This is a genomic window from Cohnella sp. CFH 77786, from assembly GCF_019400745.1.
Taxonomy (GTDB): domain Bacteria; phylum Bacillota; class Bacilli; order Paenibacillales; family Paenibacillaceae; genus Cohnella.
Window position 1 is genome coordinate 1 of record NZ_WJIB01000013.1, and the last position, 14494, is coordinate 14494.

The 14494-nt window shown below is 56.9% G+C and carries 13 protein-coding genes; 2 read left to right on the forward strand and 11 right to left on the reverse strand.

The window, feature by feature from the left end; translation table 11 throughout:
• Positions 1 to 533: 533 nt before the first annotated feature.
• The 6 genes from GE107_RS18605 to GE107_RS18630 form a co-directional block, all read right to left on the reverse strand.
• The gene (locus GE107_RS18605; RefSeq protein WP_219641510.1) at positions 534 to 815 is read right to left on the reverse strand and encodes a hypothetical protein; all 282 of its coding nucleotides are present in this window, start codon (positions 813 to 815) and stop codon (positions 534 to 536) included.
• Between the two features lie 307 nt (positions 816 to 1122).
• Complete coding sequence (locus tag GE107_RS18610) at positions 1123 to 1299, reverse strand: hypothetical protein (RefSeq protein ID WP_219641511.1); 177 nt, start codon at positions 1297 to 1299, stop codon at positions 1123 to 1125.
• 132 nt (positions 1300 to 1431) lie between these two features.
• Positions 1432 to 2568, reverse strand: a complete 1137-nt coding sequence (locus tag GE107_RS26700) for a tyrosine-type recombinase/integrase (protein ID WP_255570626.1) — start codon at positions 2566 to 2568, stop codon at positions 1432 to 1434.
• 108 nt (positions 2569 to 2676) lie between these two features.
• The gene (locus tag GE107_RS18620; protein WP_219641512.1) at positions 2677 to 2931 is read right to left on the reverse strand and encodes a hypothetical protein; all 255 of its coding nucleotides are present in this window, start codon (positions 2929 to 2931) and stop codon (positions 2677 to 2679) included.
• A 204-nt stretch (positions 2932 to 3135) separates the two neighbouring features.
• Positions 3136 to 4608 (reverse strand): sialate O-acetylesterase, encoded by a 1473-nt coding sequence (locus tag GE107_RS18625; RefSeq protein WP_219641513.1) that lies wholly within the window; start codon positions 4606 to 4608, stop codon positions 3136 to 3138.
• A gap of 4 nt (positions 4609 to 4612) precedes the next feature.
• A complete protein-coding gene (locus GE107_RS18630) occupies positions 4613 to 4927 on the reverse strand; it encodes an MTH1187 family thiamine-binding protein (RefSeq protein ID WP_219641514.1) in 315 nt (104 codons plus the stop codon).
• A 102-nt stretch (positions 4928 to 5029) separates the two neighbouring features.
• Between GE107_RS18630 and fumC the strand changes: the two genes are divergently transcribed.
• Complete coding sequence (fumC, locus tag GE107_RS18635; protein ID WP_219641648.1) at positions 5030 to 6403, forward strand: class II fumarate hydratase; 1374 nt, start codon at positions 5030 to 5032, stop codon at positions 6401 to 6403.
• Positions 6404 to 6408: 5 nt separating this feature from the next.
• Here the strand turns inward: fumC and GE107_RS18640 are convergent, their stop codons facing one another.
• Positions 6409 to 7254 (reverse strand): hypothetical protein, encoded by an 846-nt coding sequence (locus GE107_RS18640; RefSeq protein ID WP_219641515.1) that lies wholly within the window; start codon positions 7252 to 7254, stop codon positions 6409 to 6411.
• 121 nt (positions 7255 to 7375) lie between these two features.
• On the opposite strand from GE107_RS18640, the gene xerS reads away from it, so the two are divergent.
• Entirely contained in the window at positions 7376 to 8449 is a 1074-nt protein-coding gene (gene xerS, locus GE107_RS18645) for a tyrosine recombinase XerS (RefSeq protein WP_219641516.1), read from the forward strand.
• A gap of 208 nt (positions 8450 to 8657) precedes the next feature.
• Here xerS and GE107_RS18650 read toward each other — a convergent pair whose 3' ends face one another.
• From GE107_RS18650 to GE107_RS18665, 4 genes are all read right to left on the reverse strand, one after another.
• The gene (locus tag GE107_RS18650) at positions 8658 to 8819 is read right to left on the reverse strand and encodes a hypothetical protein (protein WP_219641517.1); all 162 of its coding nucleotides are present in this window, start codon (positions 8817 to 8819) and stop codon (positions 8658 to 8660) included.
• Positions 8820 to 8916: 97 nt separating this feature from the next.
• On the reverse strand, positions 8917 to 9309 hold the full coding sequence (locus GE107_RS18655) for an MmcQ/YjbR family DNA-binding protein (RefSeq protein WP_219641518.1): 393 nt from the start codon (positions 9307 to 9309) through the stop codon (positions 8917 to 8919).
• Between the two features lie 141 nt (positions 9310 to 9450).
• Positions 9451 to 12507 carry a VWA domain-containing protein gene (locus tag GE107_RS18660; protein WP_219641519.1) on the reverse strand — a complete coding sequence of 1019 codons (3057 nt, stop codon included), beginning with the start codon at positions 12505 to 12507 and terminating at the stop codon, positions 9451 to 9453.
• Positions 12491 to 14488, reverse strand: coding sequence for a vWA domain-containing protein (locus GE107_RS18665; RefSeq protein ID WP_219641520.1), 1998 nt, complete (start codon positions 14486 to 14488; stop codon positions 12491 to 12493). Before GE107_RS18665 ends, GE107_RS18660 begins: the two co-directional genes overlap by 17 nt.
• Positions 14489 to 14494: the final 6 nt, after the last annotated feature.

Here is a 14494-nt window from a genome sequence, read left to right on the forward strand (position 1 = left end):
TGAAGTTCTCGGCTTCTTCGAATTATCTGAAAAAGTGAACTTTTCTTCGAAACACCCCAGCAAGTACGCTTTACTACTACTTCATCGAAACACCTCAGCAAGTACGCCCTTTACTACTATTTCATCGAAAAACCTCAGCAAGTACGCCCTTTACTTCTACTTCATCGAAACACCCCAGCAAGTACGCCCTTTACTACTACTTCATCGAAACACCCCAGCAAGTACGCCCTTTAGTACTACATCATTGAAACGCCCCAGCAAATACGCTCTTTACTACTGCATCATCGAAACGCCCCAGCAAATACACACCTTACAGTGGTTTTTTCGAGAATTTCAGTTAACGTCTCTCGTATTCACGAACCCGAGAACCTTAAGCCCCAACGGGGCGGCCGCGACGCGGTTAGGTTCGCAGGGTTGTCCGCCTGAATCAGCTTCCTCGAAAACTCCTCGGGCGGACCGAGCAGCCGTAAGGCTGCGATGCGTGAAAACGATGTTAGATGAAGTCGATGACTTCACCGAGTTATCCTGCAGATTTATTCTGAGTTATTCTCTGTTTGTTTCTCCATTTCTTTAAATCGGTTTTCAAAAATCGTCCACCTTATTAACGAAGTTGTAATACCAATAAATGTTGCAACTGCGATAAAAGCAACTACATCAATAATATCAATTGACTTATTACTTGTTATCATGATCGTTCCCCGGATAATCAACATAAAAAACATCCAGTAAATTATCCAACGAATTATGTATACTGGTTTCCCCTTACTTCTTGTCTTGCTCCATCTTTCCCATTCTTGTTTATCAATTTGGTTCATTAATCGAACTCCTCGATTTGTTTTTCAATGTACTTTCTATAGTTTTTCATCGATTTCATCTAACGTTCCCGCATTCACGACGCCGAGAGGCTTAAGGATTCCTTGGATTGATCCAATTTGGGATCAATCCGGTCCGGGTGGCGCAGCCACTTAGCCTCGCAGGTGTGTCCGCCTGAATCAGCTCCCTTGTCGATCACTTCTGGCGGACCGAGGGGCGGCGAATGCCGACCCGATGCGTGAATGCAATGTTAACTGAAGTTCTCGGCTTCTTCGAAATACCCCAGCAAATTCGTCTTATCCTTCTGCATCATCGAAATGCCCCAGCAAATTCGTCCTTATCCTTCTGCATCATCGAAATGCCCCAGCAAATTTGTCCTTCCCTTCCTGCATCATCGAAATGCCCCAGCAAATTCGTCCTTACCCTTCTGCATTGAAATGCACCAGCAAATTCGTCCTTACCTTTATGTATCATCGAAATGCCCATAAACTAAGACCTCTTAATGATCTTCTCGAGAATTTCAGTTAACTCCTATTCTACGAACTTCGTGATAAATCTATTTACTGCTTATAAAACGAATTCGCGTTATACCCTATAATTTCCTCTAATGCGAAACTCTCAAATATCCTCGTTTCCGGTAGATTCCACCATACGATCAAAGGGGCTTTTGATTCGACGGACGTCTTTAATGCTTACGTGGGTGTAAATCTCTGTAGTTTTTGAGCTGGCGTGACCCAGGAGCTCTTGGATATAACGCAAATCGGTGCCTTCTTCCAACAGGTGGGTTGCGAAGGAATGGCGCAAAGTATGAACGGTCACAGGTTTCGAGATGCCGGCCTCGCGTTTGGCGCGGTCAAATACATACTGGATGGAACGGACTTGAATGGGCCGCGTCGTATCTTTTCCGCTTGGAAACAGAAACTGTTCCACATTCGTTCGATTTAGATACGACTCCAATAATTGATACGCTTTGCTGGATAAGACGGTGTACCGGTCTTTTTTCCCCTTGCCTTGCCGGATATGCAAAGTTTTGCGGACAGGGTCGATGTCTTGCCGTTTAAGCTTTACTGCTTCCCCTACCCGTAGTCCTGATGAGTAAATAAGGGTTAGAATGGTTCGATGTTTAATATTGCGAACGGAATCCAAGAGCCTTATGACCTCGGCCGTGGTAAGCACGGTCGGAAGTTTCTTCTCGCGCTTCGGATGAACCCACGCTCTTTGGAACCCTTTACGGGCTTCCGCTTCGCATAACCAAAACCGCAGCGCACTTATTGCTTGGCTGATATAAATATGAGATTTGTCTTCTTTCATCATAGCCAAGACATAAGCCTGGACATGGTTCGGAAAAACTTTTTGCAGCGGTACCTCTAGGAAATCCAGAAATCGATATGCATGACCGAGATAGGTTTTTTCCGTCGTGCCGCAGTATCCCTTTCGTTTGATATGCTCGCGCAAACGACGGATGGATTCCCAATCGCTTCGGCTTCGAAGTTTCTTGAATAATGGGAACGAATTGAATATTTCCGGTGTCAGGATCTCCACCGGAGCATTCCGAAAGACTTGACAGAAGGTTTCGACCGCTGCATCATTTGCTGGAAATCTCCATTTTTTCTCTATCGGATCGTATTGTCGACCAGGAATGCTCCGGATTTGTTTGACCCGCTCTTGACGAAATGGCGATAGAAACTGAACCCCGAACTTCCCGTCCGTTTCAAGCTCCACAAATAAGCACGACTCATTCGAATGATACTCCATTCTAAACACTCCCCTCAGTCCGATGAGAAAACAAAAAGAGACAGCCCGAGGGCTGCCTCCGATGCTATCGGTAGGACACGATACTTATAGGATATCAATAGTAAACAATTAACGGCTGAGTTTTTTTCCCGAACCGAGTAGCCAAACGATCGACGCGATCAAGTAAACGGGAGCGACCACGACGATCAACATCGCAAGGTCGGCCAGGTCATCCCAGCCGCCTTTGTTCTGCAGCACGGTGTAGAGGAAAAAGATCCAACCGGCCGAAAATAGGGCACACGCCCACCATCTTTTTTTCCACGCGGTGATCAACGGGAAGAAGGTCAATACGACCCATATGATCATGTATGTTAACCCATGCACCGCTGCTTCCTCCTGTAAAATCCCGGTTTTTTCCCGAAATTACCAAAAGTAGAACGCGCGACTTCGCCTGAGCTGCCTGCCTTACAACCGCTGCAGGGTCTCATCCAAAAACCGAAACTGAGCTGCAACATACGATTGAAAAAAATTAACTGATTATACCCACCGTATTCCCCCAGTCTGGCGGCAAGCAACAGCTACTTCCGCCTACTCTCTCGTCCGGAACGGCAATGCCGGCAACCCCGTGGATCCGACCAGATTCGCCTCGGAATAGTTCGCCCAGCCGTAGCGCACGGCAACGGGATCGGCGACCTGACTGCTCCGTACGACAACCGTATCACCGCTGCGAATCTCAGCCTCAGCAGGCCCATACAGATTGTCAGGACCGCACAATTCGAATCCTTTTAAAGCTCCGCCGCCGCGGATACCTAGCCCATCCGAACCCGCATGCCGAAAACGCAATACGGCTTCTCCCCGATCAAAACGGACGTCCTCCCACACCGGTCCCGAGCTTACCACGCCGCTGCGGCCATAAACATGCTCCAGCGCCAACAACGCCAAGCGTTCCCCCACAGGCTGCTTATGGCGCGGGTGGATGTCCGTTTTCTCCCCGAGTTCCCACGCCGCCGTCATCCAGGCGCCGCGAACCCGCCGGGCCGTCTTCCATTGCGCTTCCCGCAAGAGCGGCCAATGCTCTCCGTCCGGATCCCCGTTTTCGTAAACAGGCAGCTGCACGAACAGGAACGGCAGCTCCGGATCTTCCCAGTCCCTGCGCCAGTTTCCGATTAAGCCTTCCAGCAGCCGGTCGTACAAGGGAGCTTTGTGATCCGCGTCCGCCTCCCCTTGATAATAGAGGAAGCCGCGAAGCGCATAGGGAGCGGCTTTGCTTAGCATCGTATGGTACAACCCGCTCGGCCGCATGTAGCTGTGCGGACTGTACGGCGGCATCCAAGGGTAGTCGCCCAGCTCTTCCCCGGTCAATCCCCGCTCCGCCCGCTCGAAGAAGTCCTGAATAGCCTTTTCATGTGCACGTTCCTGCTCGTAAAATTTCTCCCACGAGAAATCCACTAACCGCTCCCTATGCTCTTCAAGATAGACGTGCAGCGCCGGATCGCGCTCCAGCACCTGCTCATCCATCCAGCACGCAGCCGACGTGCCGCCCCAATTGCAGCCGATGATCCCGATCGGGACCCCTTCTTCCTCCATCACCCGTTGGGCGAAGAAATAGGCGACAGCGGAGAAAGCGCGGGCGGTTTCCGGCGTGCAAACCACCCAGGAAGGTTCTCGCTCGATTCCGTCCTCGTAGGTGATTTTCGGAACTTGATAGTAGCGAAGCTGCTCGAAGTTTGCCTTCGGCAGTTCCGCAGGTCCTTCAGCCGAGTCGTTCAAGCTCCATTCCATGTTCGACTGCCCGCCGGCAAGCCACACGTCCCCAAACCAGACATCGCGTAACGCGATCTTCTGGGCCTCTCCCGACTTCACCGTAAGCTCAAATGGACCGCCTGCATCCATGGACGGCAACAGAACTTTCCAACGTCCTCCCTCGACGACGGCTTTAGCTTGCTTGTCCCGGCATTCGACGGTGACCGTTTCCCCGTCGTTTCCCGTTCCCCAAATAGGAATATTCTTACCCCGTTGCAGCACCATATGGTCCGAAAACATCGCATCTATGCGGATCATGGCTTCATCTCCTTGTATGTAATTTTTGCTCAACCGACTCCAGCTTTTGTTTCATCGAAGCGGCTTTGTCCCGGCGATCGTCGATCGTGATCGTGGTGGATACGCGCTGCGCACCTTGCAGGAACGGCGATTCGTGCATTTGCCGCACGACCCGCAGGATGTCCTCCCAATCTCCTTCGATGATCGTGCTCATGGGCGTCAGCTCGTAACGGACCGACGAACGCTCTTGCTCCAGAATGCGGTGCAGCTCGGCGACATAGCCGCTGAGGCTGGTGGATCCGGTGCCGATCGGAACGATCGTCACTTGGGCAATGGCCATACTCGTACACTTCCTCTTTTTGGTTTCATGGGCGAATTCGAGGTGTATGCTATATAGGTAAATAAACCATATCCGCGTGACGTTGCCAAGGAGGAATTGATGATGCACTACCGGATGGAAAAAGATACGCTCGGAGAAATCGCGGTGCCGGCGGACCGAATGTGGGGAGCGCAAACCCAGCGCAGCTTGCAGAACTTCCGCATCGGAACGGAGCGCATTCCGATCGAGCTGATCCGCGCCTTCGCGCTGCTCAAGAAAAGCGCCGCAGCCGTGAACCGGGATCTGGGGAAGCTATCAGCCGATAAAGCTGCCGCGATCATCCAAGCCGCCGATGAGATCGCCCAAGGCAAGTGGGACGATCATTTTCCGCTCGTCGTGTGGCAGACGGGCAGCGGCACGCAGACGAACATGAACGTGAACGAGGTGATCGCGCACCTCGCTTCCGCGAACGGCAACGTGAAAATTCATCCCAACGACGACGTCAATATGTCTCAAAGCTCGAACGATACGTTTCCGACCGCCATGCACATGGCCGCGCTGACGGTCATCGAGGGCGATGTCCTCCCTTCCGTCGCCCTGCTTAAGGATACGCTGGCGGCGAAGAGCAAGCAGAACGCCGACGTCATCAAAATCGGCCGCACGCATCTGCAGGACGCAACCCCGCTGACGCTCGGCCAGGAGATCAGCGGCTGGCACCGCATGCTCGAGAAGAGCGAGGCGATGATCCGTACCGCCTCCGAGTCGTTGCGCGAGCTCGCCATCGGCGGCACCGCCGTCGGTACGGGCATCAACGCGCATCCGGAGTTCGGCAGCCGCATGGCCGAGGAGCTCAGCCGGTTAATCGGCTGGCGGTTCGTCTCCGCTCCGAACAAGTTCCACGCGCTGACCAGCCATGATGAGCTGGTTTTCGTCCACGGCGCCTTGAAGGCCCTCGCCGCCGATCTGATGAAGATCGCCAACGACGTCCGCTGGCTGGCGAGCGGTCCCCGGAGCGGAATCGGCGAAATCACGATTCCGGCCAACGAGCCGGGCAGCTCGATCATGCCGGGCAAGGTGAATCCGACCCAGTCGGAAGCGATGACGATGGTCGTCTGCCAGGTCATGGGCAACGACGCGGCGATCGGCTTCGCGGCAAGCCAGGGGAACTTCGAGCTGAACGTTTTTAAACCGGTCATCGCTTATGCATTCCTGCAGTCGGCGCGCCTGCTGTCCGACGCGATCCGTTCCTTCAACGACAACTGCGCGGTCGGCATTGAGCCGAACCTGCCGGCGATCGCCGGACATTTGGAGCGCTCGCTAATGCTCGTGACCGCGCTGAATCCGCTGATCGGATACGAGAACGCCGCTTCCATCGCCAAAACCGCGCATAAGGAAGGCTTAACGCTTAAAGAAGCGGCACTGCGCAGCGGACTCCTGACGGAAGAGCAGTTCAACGAGATCGTTCGGCCGGAACGGATGGTTAGACAAGAAAGTTAACGAGATTAAGGATGAGGGGTGACCACGACTTGCGTAATGATCTGATCTCCCGGTTCCATCGCATATCCGGCGAACCAGACGCTCACGCGGTCACCCTCCTTCAAGTCCTCGAACCGAATCGCCGCATCCCCTTTCCGGAACATCGCGGAATGCAGCACGCGGTAAGCTTTCCCGTCGATTTGCAGCTCCCGCTCGGTCGTTTCCTCGAACCCGATTCCCATTTTCGTAACGGTCCCTTGAAGATCCCCGTTTCCGACATTCGAATCCTTCACTTCGAGCCGCAGCAGCCCGGATTGTTCCGGGTAACTCATCGCAACGAGAGGTTCGCTCCAAGCTCGCACGTTGAATCCGACCTTTAGACGATCGGCGGTTAATTCCTCGCCGGAGGAAGCGTTCAGCATCACCGTGTCCGAACCCCATCTCAGCCACATGGCCCGCGGCGAGCTTTCGGCATCGACGGGCGGGGCAACGACCAGGATTCCCTGCTCATCCATCGCCGTGATGGTCCCCTCCAGCGTCGGGGTCTGCGGCATCTGCCAAACATTGATACGGAGCGGGAACTTGCGGCCGTATTCCTCGTAAATCGCTTGCTTGATCCGTTCGATTTCTTTGTCCGGCGTTGGCTTCATGGGATCCCGGCGTTTTCGGACTTCCAGATGAACGCCGTCCTCGCCCACTCCTGAACCTATGTGCTCCAAATCGAATTTCTCGTACACGGCGTCCATCGCAGGCAGTCCTTTCGCGTACGCCTGCAGATCCGTACCCGCCGGCAAACGATTTCCGCACCCCGTCAGGAGAACCGCCAGAACGATAAGTCGGATCTTCGGAACAAAGCCCCTCATTTTCGTCAATCCGACCGCCCCTCTCGCTTTTCTTCTTAGACGGACGGCCGCCGGGATAGGTTGCGGCACTTGTCAGCGGAACGCGCGCCCGGTAAAGTAAGGAAGAGAACCGCCCGGGAGGCGACAAGCGTTGAATCTGCAGAAGAAAAAAGACCGAGAAGAGCTCGAGAAGCATCTGCCGCGAATGCCTTGGTACGTCGAGAAATTCATCAACTATAAATTGCCGGATCTGTCCCCTTCCTCTCTGCTCGAATACGTGAGGGACTACGAAACGTTCTTCTCCTGGCTGCAAGCGGAAGGCTTGACGGCCAGCGAGACGATGAGCGGGATTCCGATCGAAGATCTGGAGCGTCTGCATATGGATAGCGTGGACAGCTTCCGCATGTTCCTCGCCACCCGCAAAGAGAACGCCAACAGCAAAACGACCATTTCGCGCAAGCTTTCTTCTCTCCGGTCCCTCTTCCATTACTTGAGCCAGATCGCGGAAGACGAGAACTTCTACCCGCTGCTCAAGCGCAACGTGATGGCTAAAGTGTCCGTTAAACGCACGCACAAGCCGAAGGACACCGCAGCCAAACTAGAAGGCAAGCTGCTGCAGGAGCAGGAAATCATCGAATTCATTACCTATATCCGCCACGATTATGCACATGACGTGGCCACGAACAAACAGGCCACTTACTCGCACGAGCTCAACCGGATCCGCGACTGCTGCATCGTCAGCCTGATCTTGAACTCCGGCCTCCGCGTTTCCGAGCTGGTCCATCTCGATCTGGACGACCTCGATATGAAGCGCAAGCTCGTCTACGTATACCGCAAAGGAAAAAACGACGACACGTTCAAAACGCCGGTCTATTTCCGTCAGGACGCGGTCGAAGACCTGGAGATGTACCTCGCCCAGCGGGAGACCCGTTACAAAGCACCGAAGCGGGAGAAAGCGCTGTTCCTCGCCATTGCCAACGGACGCAAAGAAGGATCCCGCATGACGAAACGCGCGATCCAGGAGATGGTCGTGAAATATGCCAAACGGTTCGGCAAACCGTATCTCTCCGTCCATAAGCTTCGGCATTCTTTCGCGACCGACTATTACTTGCGCAACGACTTGTACAAAACCCAGGAGCAGCTAGGGCACGCCTCGCCGGAAACGACGCAAATTTACGCCCACTTGACCGACAAAACGATGGAGGAAGCGATCGACCGGAGATAGACGTGACAGACGAGACGGATTCACAACTCTCGATACCTGCCGATCCGAGCCCCGCCGTTACGGGAGTGCTGCTCGGCTGGCAACCGGTTCCAGCCGTTCCGGGAGTTGCAACTCGGCTCGCAGCCGGTCCCGGCCGATCCGGGAATTGCCGCTCGGCTCGCAGCCGGTCCCGGCCGATCCGGGAGTTGCCGCTCGGCTCGCAACCGGGTTATTTCTTGCTTTTCTTCGACGCTAACCAGAAAACGAGAATGACGATCGGGATAAAAATGAACCACGGAATATGAATGCTGCTGCCGGTCAGAATGACGAGCACGGTCAGCCCGATTATGCCCAAAATGAGGTATAAACATCCTCTGCCGAATGTTTCCAAACGCCTTATCTCCTCCCTCGTCACGGCCAGCTCGACTGATCATCCCATTGTATATCCGTTGCCTTCCGGCGTTGCTCGATTCTGAAGGAAAGGGGGATCAGTCTTGCCGGTACGCTTGGACCAGCCGTTTCGGAGCCGTCCGGAGGTATGCTTCAATGACCAATTCGCGGAACTCGTCCCAGTCGGCGATGTCCATATTCTCCACCAGGACCCATCCGTGTTGTCCAATATACGGCGCGCGAATGTAGGGTCCTTTCTGGATAAGGAACTGCTGCGTTTCTTTGTCGCTTTTGATGCAACAGTTGCCGCCCCAGCCCTTCTCCCCTTCGCTCATCATGACGAAGGACTTGTCCCTGACGCGAAACGTCGTGTGCCCGAAGCCGTCGATTTTCTCCACCGCTTCCGGCAGTCCTGCGCATATTTCTCGTATCCGGTCGCGAACCGCCAGAGCGGTTTCCGACACCAGGACGTGCTCGCTTTCATAGGCCATTGATTATCCCTTCCCCTCAGAATCGCTGCTCTTCTGCTATCCAGTATACAGGAATGGATTGACGCCCGCGAAATAAGTTCTTCACCGCCGAAACACTTCGTACTGGAAGGAGGGGTCTTCAGCCATTGCCGAGGATCTGCCTCATAGTCGTTTACGTTTCTTGGCTTCCAACAGCCGATTGATTGAGCCGGTACCCGCTCCCGAGGCCGGGTCCGCCTTTCCGCCGGACTGCGAATCGGCGGCGGTAAGTGGAGGAGCGGACGTCTTCGGCTTATGGGGTGACGAGGAACGTTCCGGCGAAGAGCCGAAAGGAGCACCGATGTCTTCTGTCTTTGCTTCACCTACTCGTCTTGCAGGCGGCGAGGCAGCTGCGGATTCCGAATCTGTTGACCCATAAGTCCCTGTATGCGCACCTGCGCTGTTTCGTGAAGAGGACGCCTGCGTCTCGGCTAAGCCGCCGGACGCCGATTTCCGCCCCGCCATATGTCCGGTTGACGCCATAGAGGCCGCTCTCGAACCCGCGTCCGCGTGCGCGTGCGCCTGCTCCCCAGTGCTTCCCCCGGCCGAGTAAAAGTCTCCGGCCGTCCTTTTCCGTTGCTGAAGTCGTGACAGCGCCGAGCTTCCAGCCGTTGACGCAGTCCCCGAGCCCGAAGCCGCCGGAACAAACCGCCTGGCATACGCCGCCAGCTTTCCCCAAGGCACCGACAACCGCCGGATCGCGATATCCAGCAGCCAAAGCAGAAGCGTTGCGATCAACAGGGGCCGTGTCCAATCCCCGTACCGTTTCGTGACCGACTCCGGTCCCTCGAACGCAGCCTCCGGCCGGGACGGATCGAGCACCCGCCCTCCGGTAGTCGCCGCAAGCTGCGCGAGCTTCTCCTTGCCTCCCGCGTCCGATAACCGGTATTCCGGCGAATAGGGAATGACGAATCCGGTCACCGAGTTGCCGATTTGCGTCAAATAGACGCCGGGTCCGTCGACGGGAACCCGTCCCGCATATTCCCCAGGCGCGATCGGCAGCGGCGACACTTCGGACTTCGCGCCATAGTCTCCTGACACGATAGCCTTTAACTCGCCTGCCGCCCCCCCTTCTCCGGACGATTCCCGGATGCGGAGCTCGGCTTCCCCGCCTTGCCATTCGGCGGAGATTTCATAAGGCTCACCGGCGAATTGCGGGAACGTCCACTTGACCCATTGCGCGAAAATGTCCGGAAACTGATCCCACCCGATCCAATCTTTCGCCCACTGCCCGGTGAGGTCGCTCGTCCAGGCGACCGTTCGGCCGGAGCCGAACTGCCAGCGTGCCAGGAGCGGATCTCCCATCGGCGAGACGAGCACGCTGTCGGCCGTCTCTTTCGGCGTCGTCGCTACGTAGGCATCCACGGCAGGGACGCCTTCCGAGAATAAAAGGAACCAATCGCCCGCACTCCCGACAGCCGGAACGAAGCGATTCTCCACGATATACGTCCGGGACATCATCGTCGTCTCCCGGCTGAAAATCGCCGGAATCGTGCTTTGGTCGTTCGTGAAATAATAGCGCCCCTTGGCTTCTTTCGCCAAGTTTTCGAGCAGTGACGCATCCGCGCCGTCCCCTACGGCGACCGTGGACATCGTGATGTCGTGTTGGACCATCATTGCCGTGAGGTTCGAATAACCGGGATTGCTTGCGGATTGGCCGTCCGTCATCAGGATGATGTGTTTGCGCTGGGCGTTTACCTTCAGCATGCTTTTCAACCCGGCGTCGACGGCGGAGTAAATTTCCGTCCCGCCGCCCGGATGAATGCCCTGGATGGCGCTCATCACTTTTTCCCGTTCCGTCAGACGAACCGGCTCCATCACCCACCAGGGGGAATCGTCGAACGCCACGACACCGACGGTATCCTCATCCCGCATCAATTCGACCGTGCGAAGCGCCGCCTCTTTGGCAAGCTCCAGCTTGCCTCCGTCCATGCTCCCGGATTTGTCGATCACGAGAACGAGACCGAGAGACGGGAGCTGCCGTTTGCCTTTCAAATCCATGTAGACGGGCAGCGCCTTCTCGACAGGCGTTTTGAAGTAGCCGCCGAGGCCATAGCTGTCTTTGCCTCCGATCATGACAAGACCGATTCCGTAATCGGAAACGGCCGCGGCCAAATTCCGCATAGGCGCTTCGGCGACTCGGGTGGCGGGGACGTTGTTCATAATGAGGCTGTCGTATCGCGCGTAATCGGCGAGCTCGGACGAAAGCTGCTCTGGCAAAATGACGTCGTACGGAATGAGCGAGGACGACAGTGCGGACGTGATGTTGCCCGAGCTGCCCGCCGCTCCTTCGATCACGAGCACGCGAGGCGGCCCTTCCACGCGGCTGAACGCGAAGGCCGCATTGTTCTGCGCCTGCCGGTCGCCTTCCGCATAAATTTCCGCGCGATAGCGGTGTAGCCCCGGATCTGCTGCCACGCTCCGCAAAGCGAACCGGTTCTCTCCGGCTTCGAGCTGAACGGCGACCCGCCCCTTCTCCGCCTCATCCTCATACAGCCGCAGCTCCGCCGTACCGGCGAATGTGCTCGTTACCGTAAGTTCGAACGAGAACTTCTCCCCGAGCTTCAAAGAAGACGGCACTCGGAGCGATTCCAGCGCCGCGTCTGCCTTCGCTTGTTTCGGAATGTCGACCACGTCGACGGCGATGCCCATCTCCCTCAGTCTTCGTCCTTGGCGCAGCAAGTCGCCCGCGTTCTCTTCCCCGTCCGAGAGCAGCACGATGCGCCCCCCGTCCGCGAGCAGCCCGGCGCCGAGCTGCAAGCCGGCGGCAACGTTGCTGAACGAACGGTTGACCTCAGTACGAAGCGCGAAAGAGGAAGGCTGCTCCACCGAAAGCGCCCGCTCCACTGCCGCATTCAGCCCGAACGAGACGACCGCGGCTTGGTCTTTCGCGGATTTGGCATCGATTGCGGAACGCACCCAATCGCTTACTTTGGCATCTTCGTTCAAGCTGGCCGAACGGTCGGCGACGAACACGACATTTCGCATTTCAGTCCGTTCGTAAGGCATCACCCCTGCAACCACGGCGATCAGGAACAATAGGATTGCCGCTCTCACGCTTACAGCCGCTGCTTTTCTGCCCCCCGTAAGACGGAGCGTTCCCCGGAACGTCCACCAGATGAACACCGCGCAAGGAATGAGCAGGAGCAGCGCCCAGGAATGTTCAACCCGCAGTCCCACGACGGTACACCTCCCATTCGGCCGCGATGAGCAGGAGCAGCAGCGCGCAAATCCATGGAATCGCGGAGGAACGGTCGACAAGCTCGGAAGCGGAAATTACGTCATCCGTTGATCCCCGGTCGGATGTCGTCGCACTTCCTGTGCTCGTCCCGGCGCCGGCGTTCCCTGCCGTTCCGTCCAGGCTGCCGGCTCCGGCGGGACCGTTCTGCGCGACCCCTCCCTCCTCCGGGGCGGATACGACGGCGAGCAGCCGGCCGGACAAAACATTGCCGTCTTCGCCGTATTCCACATAACGATACAGTCCCGGCAGACCCGGCGCGATTTGCTCGCCTGAAGGCATGCCTTGATCATCTGATTCCACAATCGCGTTCATAGCCTGCCGATCGCCATATAGCACTTCCACCGGCTCCCAGCGGGCAGAAACCGCTGCCGTCTGGCGCTGCACCTCGACCCGGCTGCCGGCCACCGCCTGCCCCAGATAAGCGGTGATTCCGCCACCCATCCAGTCCGCCGCTTGCGCGACGAGGATCGGAAATTCCGGTTTCAATGGCAGATCGGAGTCGTGGAGATCGAAAGCAAAGACGATGGCGGGTTTTCCGTCCGAACGTCCAGCGTAAATCGCCGGTTTCCCCCCATACGTCACGACGGGATCGCCCAGCTGTTCTCCGGCGCGGGTAACGACGAGTTTGGCGATGTGCACGCCTTGGAAAGTCACATAGTGAACGACCGGATGATCTTTCACGGCCGCCTCGCCCGAATCCGGCACAACGGCGCTTCCTCCCTCCGGCGGCGATTCGGCGGACCAAAGGCGCCATACCGGTTTCGACGCAAGCAGCTTGTTCCAGGACTCCGACCTGAGATCCGATTCCCGCACACCTCCGTCCACCAACACCCAGTCGACGGTCTTCATGGTCTGCTCGTCAGGCTCGTAAGTGCCCGGAACGGCTCTCACCGTCTGCACGCCCGCGAGCTGAAGCGCTTTGTCCAGGAACAGGTTGCCGCGGCTCACGAGCAGAGCCCTGCGGCTCGATTTCCCGGACGCCGGAAACGCATAGGCGACATCGTCGGAGGCGAAGCCGTCCGCCGAGCCGGAATCGATCGATGCCCGGTAGTACGGCGCTTCCGCATCCAACTCCCCGCGGAACGTCCGACGTTCTCCTGCGTTCAACTTGTAGTCGGCGGCAAACAGCTTTTCCTTGACTCCCGGCGCCTCAATGGTCAGCGTTCCCGAGAGAGGCACATGGCCCTGGTTCATCACCGTGACGACGGCCGACCGACCTTGATTGGAATCTCCATTTTCCCGAATGCCGAATGCGGCGATCGCAGCATTGCCTGCCGCCGGCTGCACCTGCAGCGTGCGCACGGGAGCTGCAAGCCGCAGGCGCTCCGGCCGAACGCTTCGTCCGTCCGATACGAACACGATTTCGCCGTCCGGCTCCCCGCGTATCGCAGCATCTGCAAGCGTGAGACCGGCTGCCGCGTCCGCCGAACCGTACTGCGGGCGGATGCGGTCCAGCGCTTCTTGAATCGTTTTCGGGCTGCCGGATGCTTCGACCTTCGGATCCTCGCCTGTCGTGATTAGCGTAATGCTTGCGGACGCGCTTTGTTCTTCCAGCCACGCACGCAGTTCCGAGACGGCCGATTCGAACGCGGTCACGTTCGATCCAACCGTTCGAGCGGTCATGCTGGCCGACGTATCCAGCACAACGGCGGCTTTACGGCCAGCGGCCGCGCGGCCTGTGAAGGCCGGCTCCATCAAAGCCAGCACGAGCATCACGGCCGCCGCCAATTGCAGCAGCAGGAGGAGACGGTTCCTCAGCTTCTGCCACGGCCGGTTCGCTTCCTGTTCGCGCAGCGCTTTGCGCCACAACAGACTGCTCGACACCTCCGTATCGAGATAAGTCCTTTTCAGCATATACATGAGCAAAATGACCGGAAGCGACAGCGCGAATCCCATTGATGACAGCGACTGAAACAGCATGCGATT

Bases quoted from the DNA above. Each gene is read 5' to 3' on its own strand.
- GE107_RS26700 (WP_255570626.1), bottom strand. From the start codon at position 2,568: ATGGAGTATCATTCGAATGAGTCGTGCTTATTTGTGGAGCTTGAAACG.
- GE107_RS18625 (WP_219641513.1), bottom strand. From the start codon at position 4,608: ATGATCCGCATAGATGCGATGTTTTCGGACCATATGGTGCTGCAACGG.
- GE107_RS18665 (WP_219641520.1), bottom strand. From the start codon at position 14,488: ATGCTGTTTCAGTCGCTGTCATCAATGGGATTCGCGCTGTCGCTTCCG.
- GE107_RS18610 (WP_219641511.1), bottom strand. From the start codon at position 1,299: ATGGGCATTTCGATGATACATAAAGGTAAGGACGAATTTGCTGGTGCA.
- GE107_RS18605 (WP_219641510.1), bottom strand. From the start codon at position 815: ATGAACCAAATTGATAAACAAGAATGGGAAAGATGGAGCAAGACAAGA.
- GE107_RS18655 (WP_219641518.1), bottom strand. From the start codon at position 9,309: ATGGCCTATGAAAGCGAGCACGTCCTGGTGTCGGAAACCGCTCTGGCG.
- fumC (WP_219641648.1), top strand. From the start codon at position 5,030: ATGCACTACCGGATGGAAAAAGATACGCTCGGAGAAATCGCGGTGCCG.
- GE107_RS18630 (WP_219641514.1), bottom strand. From the start codon at position 4,927: ATGGCCATTGCCCAAGTGACGATCGTTCCGATCGGCACCGGATCCACC.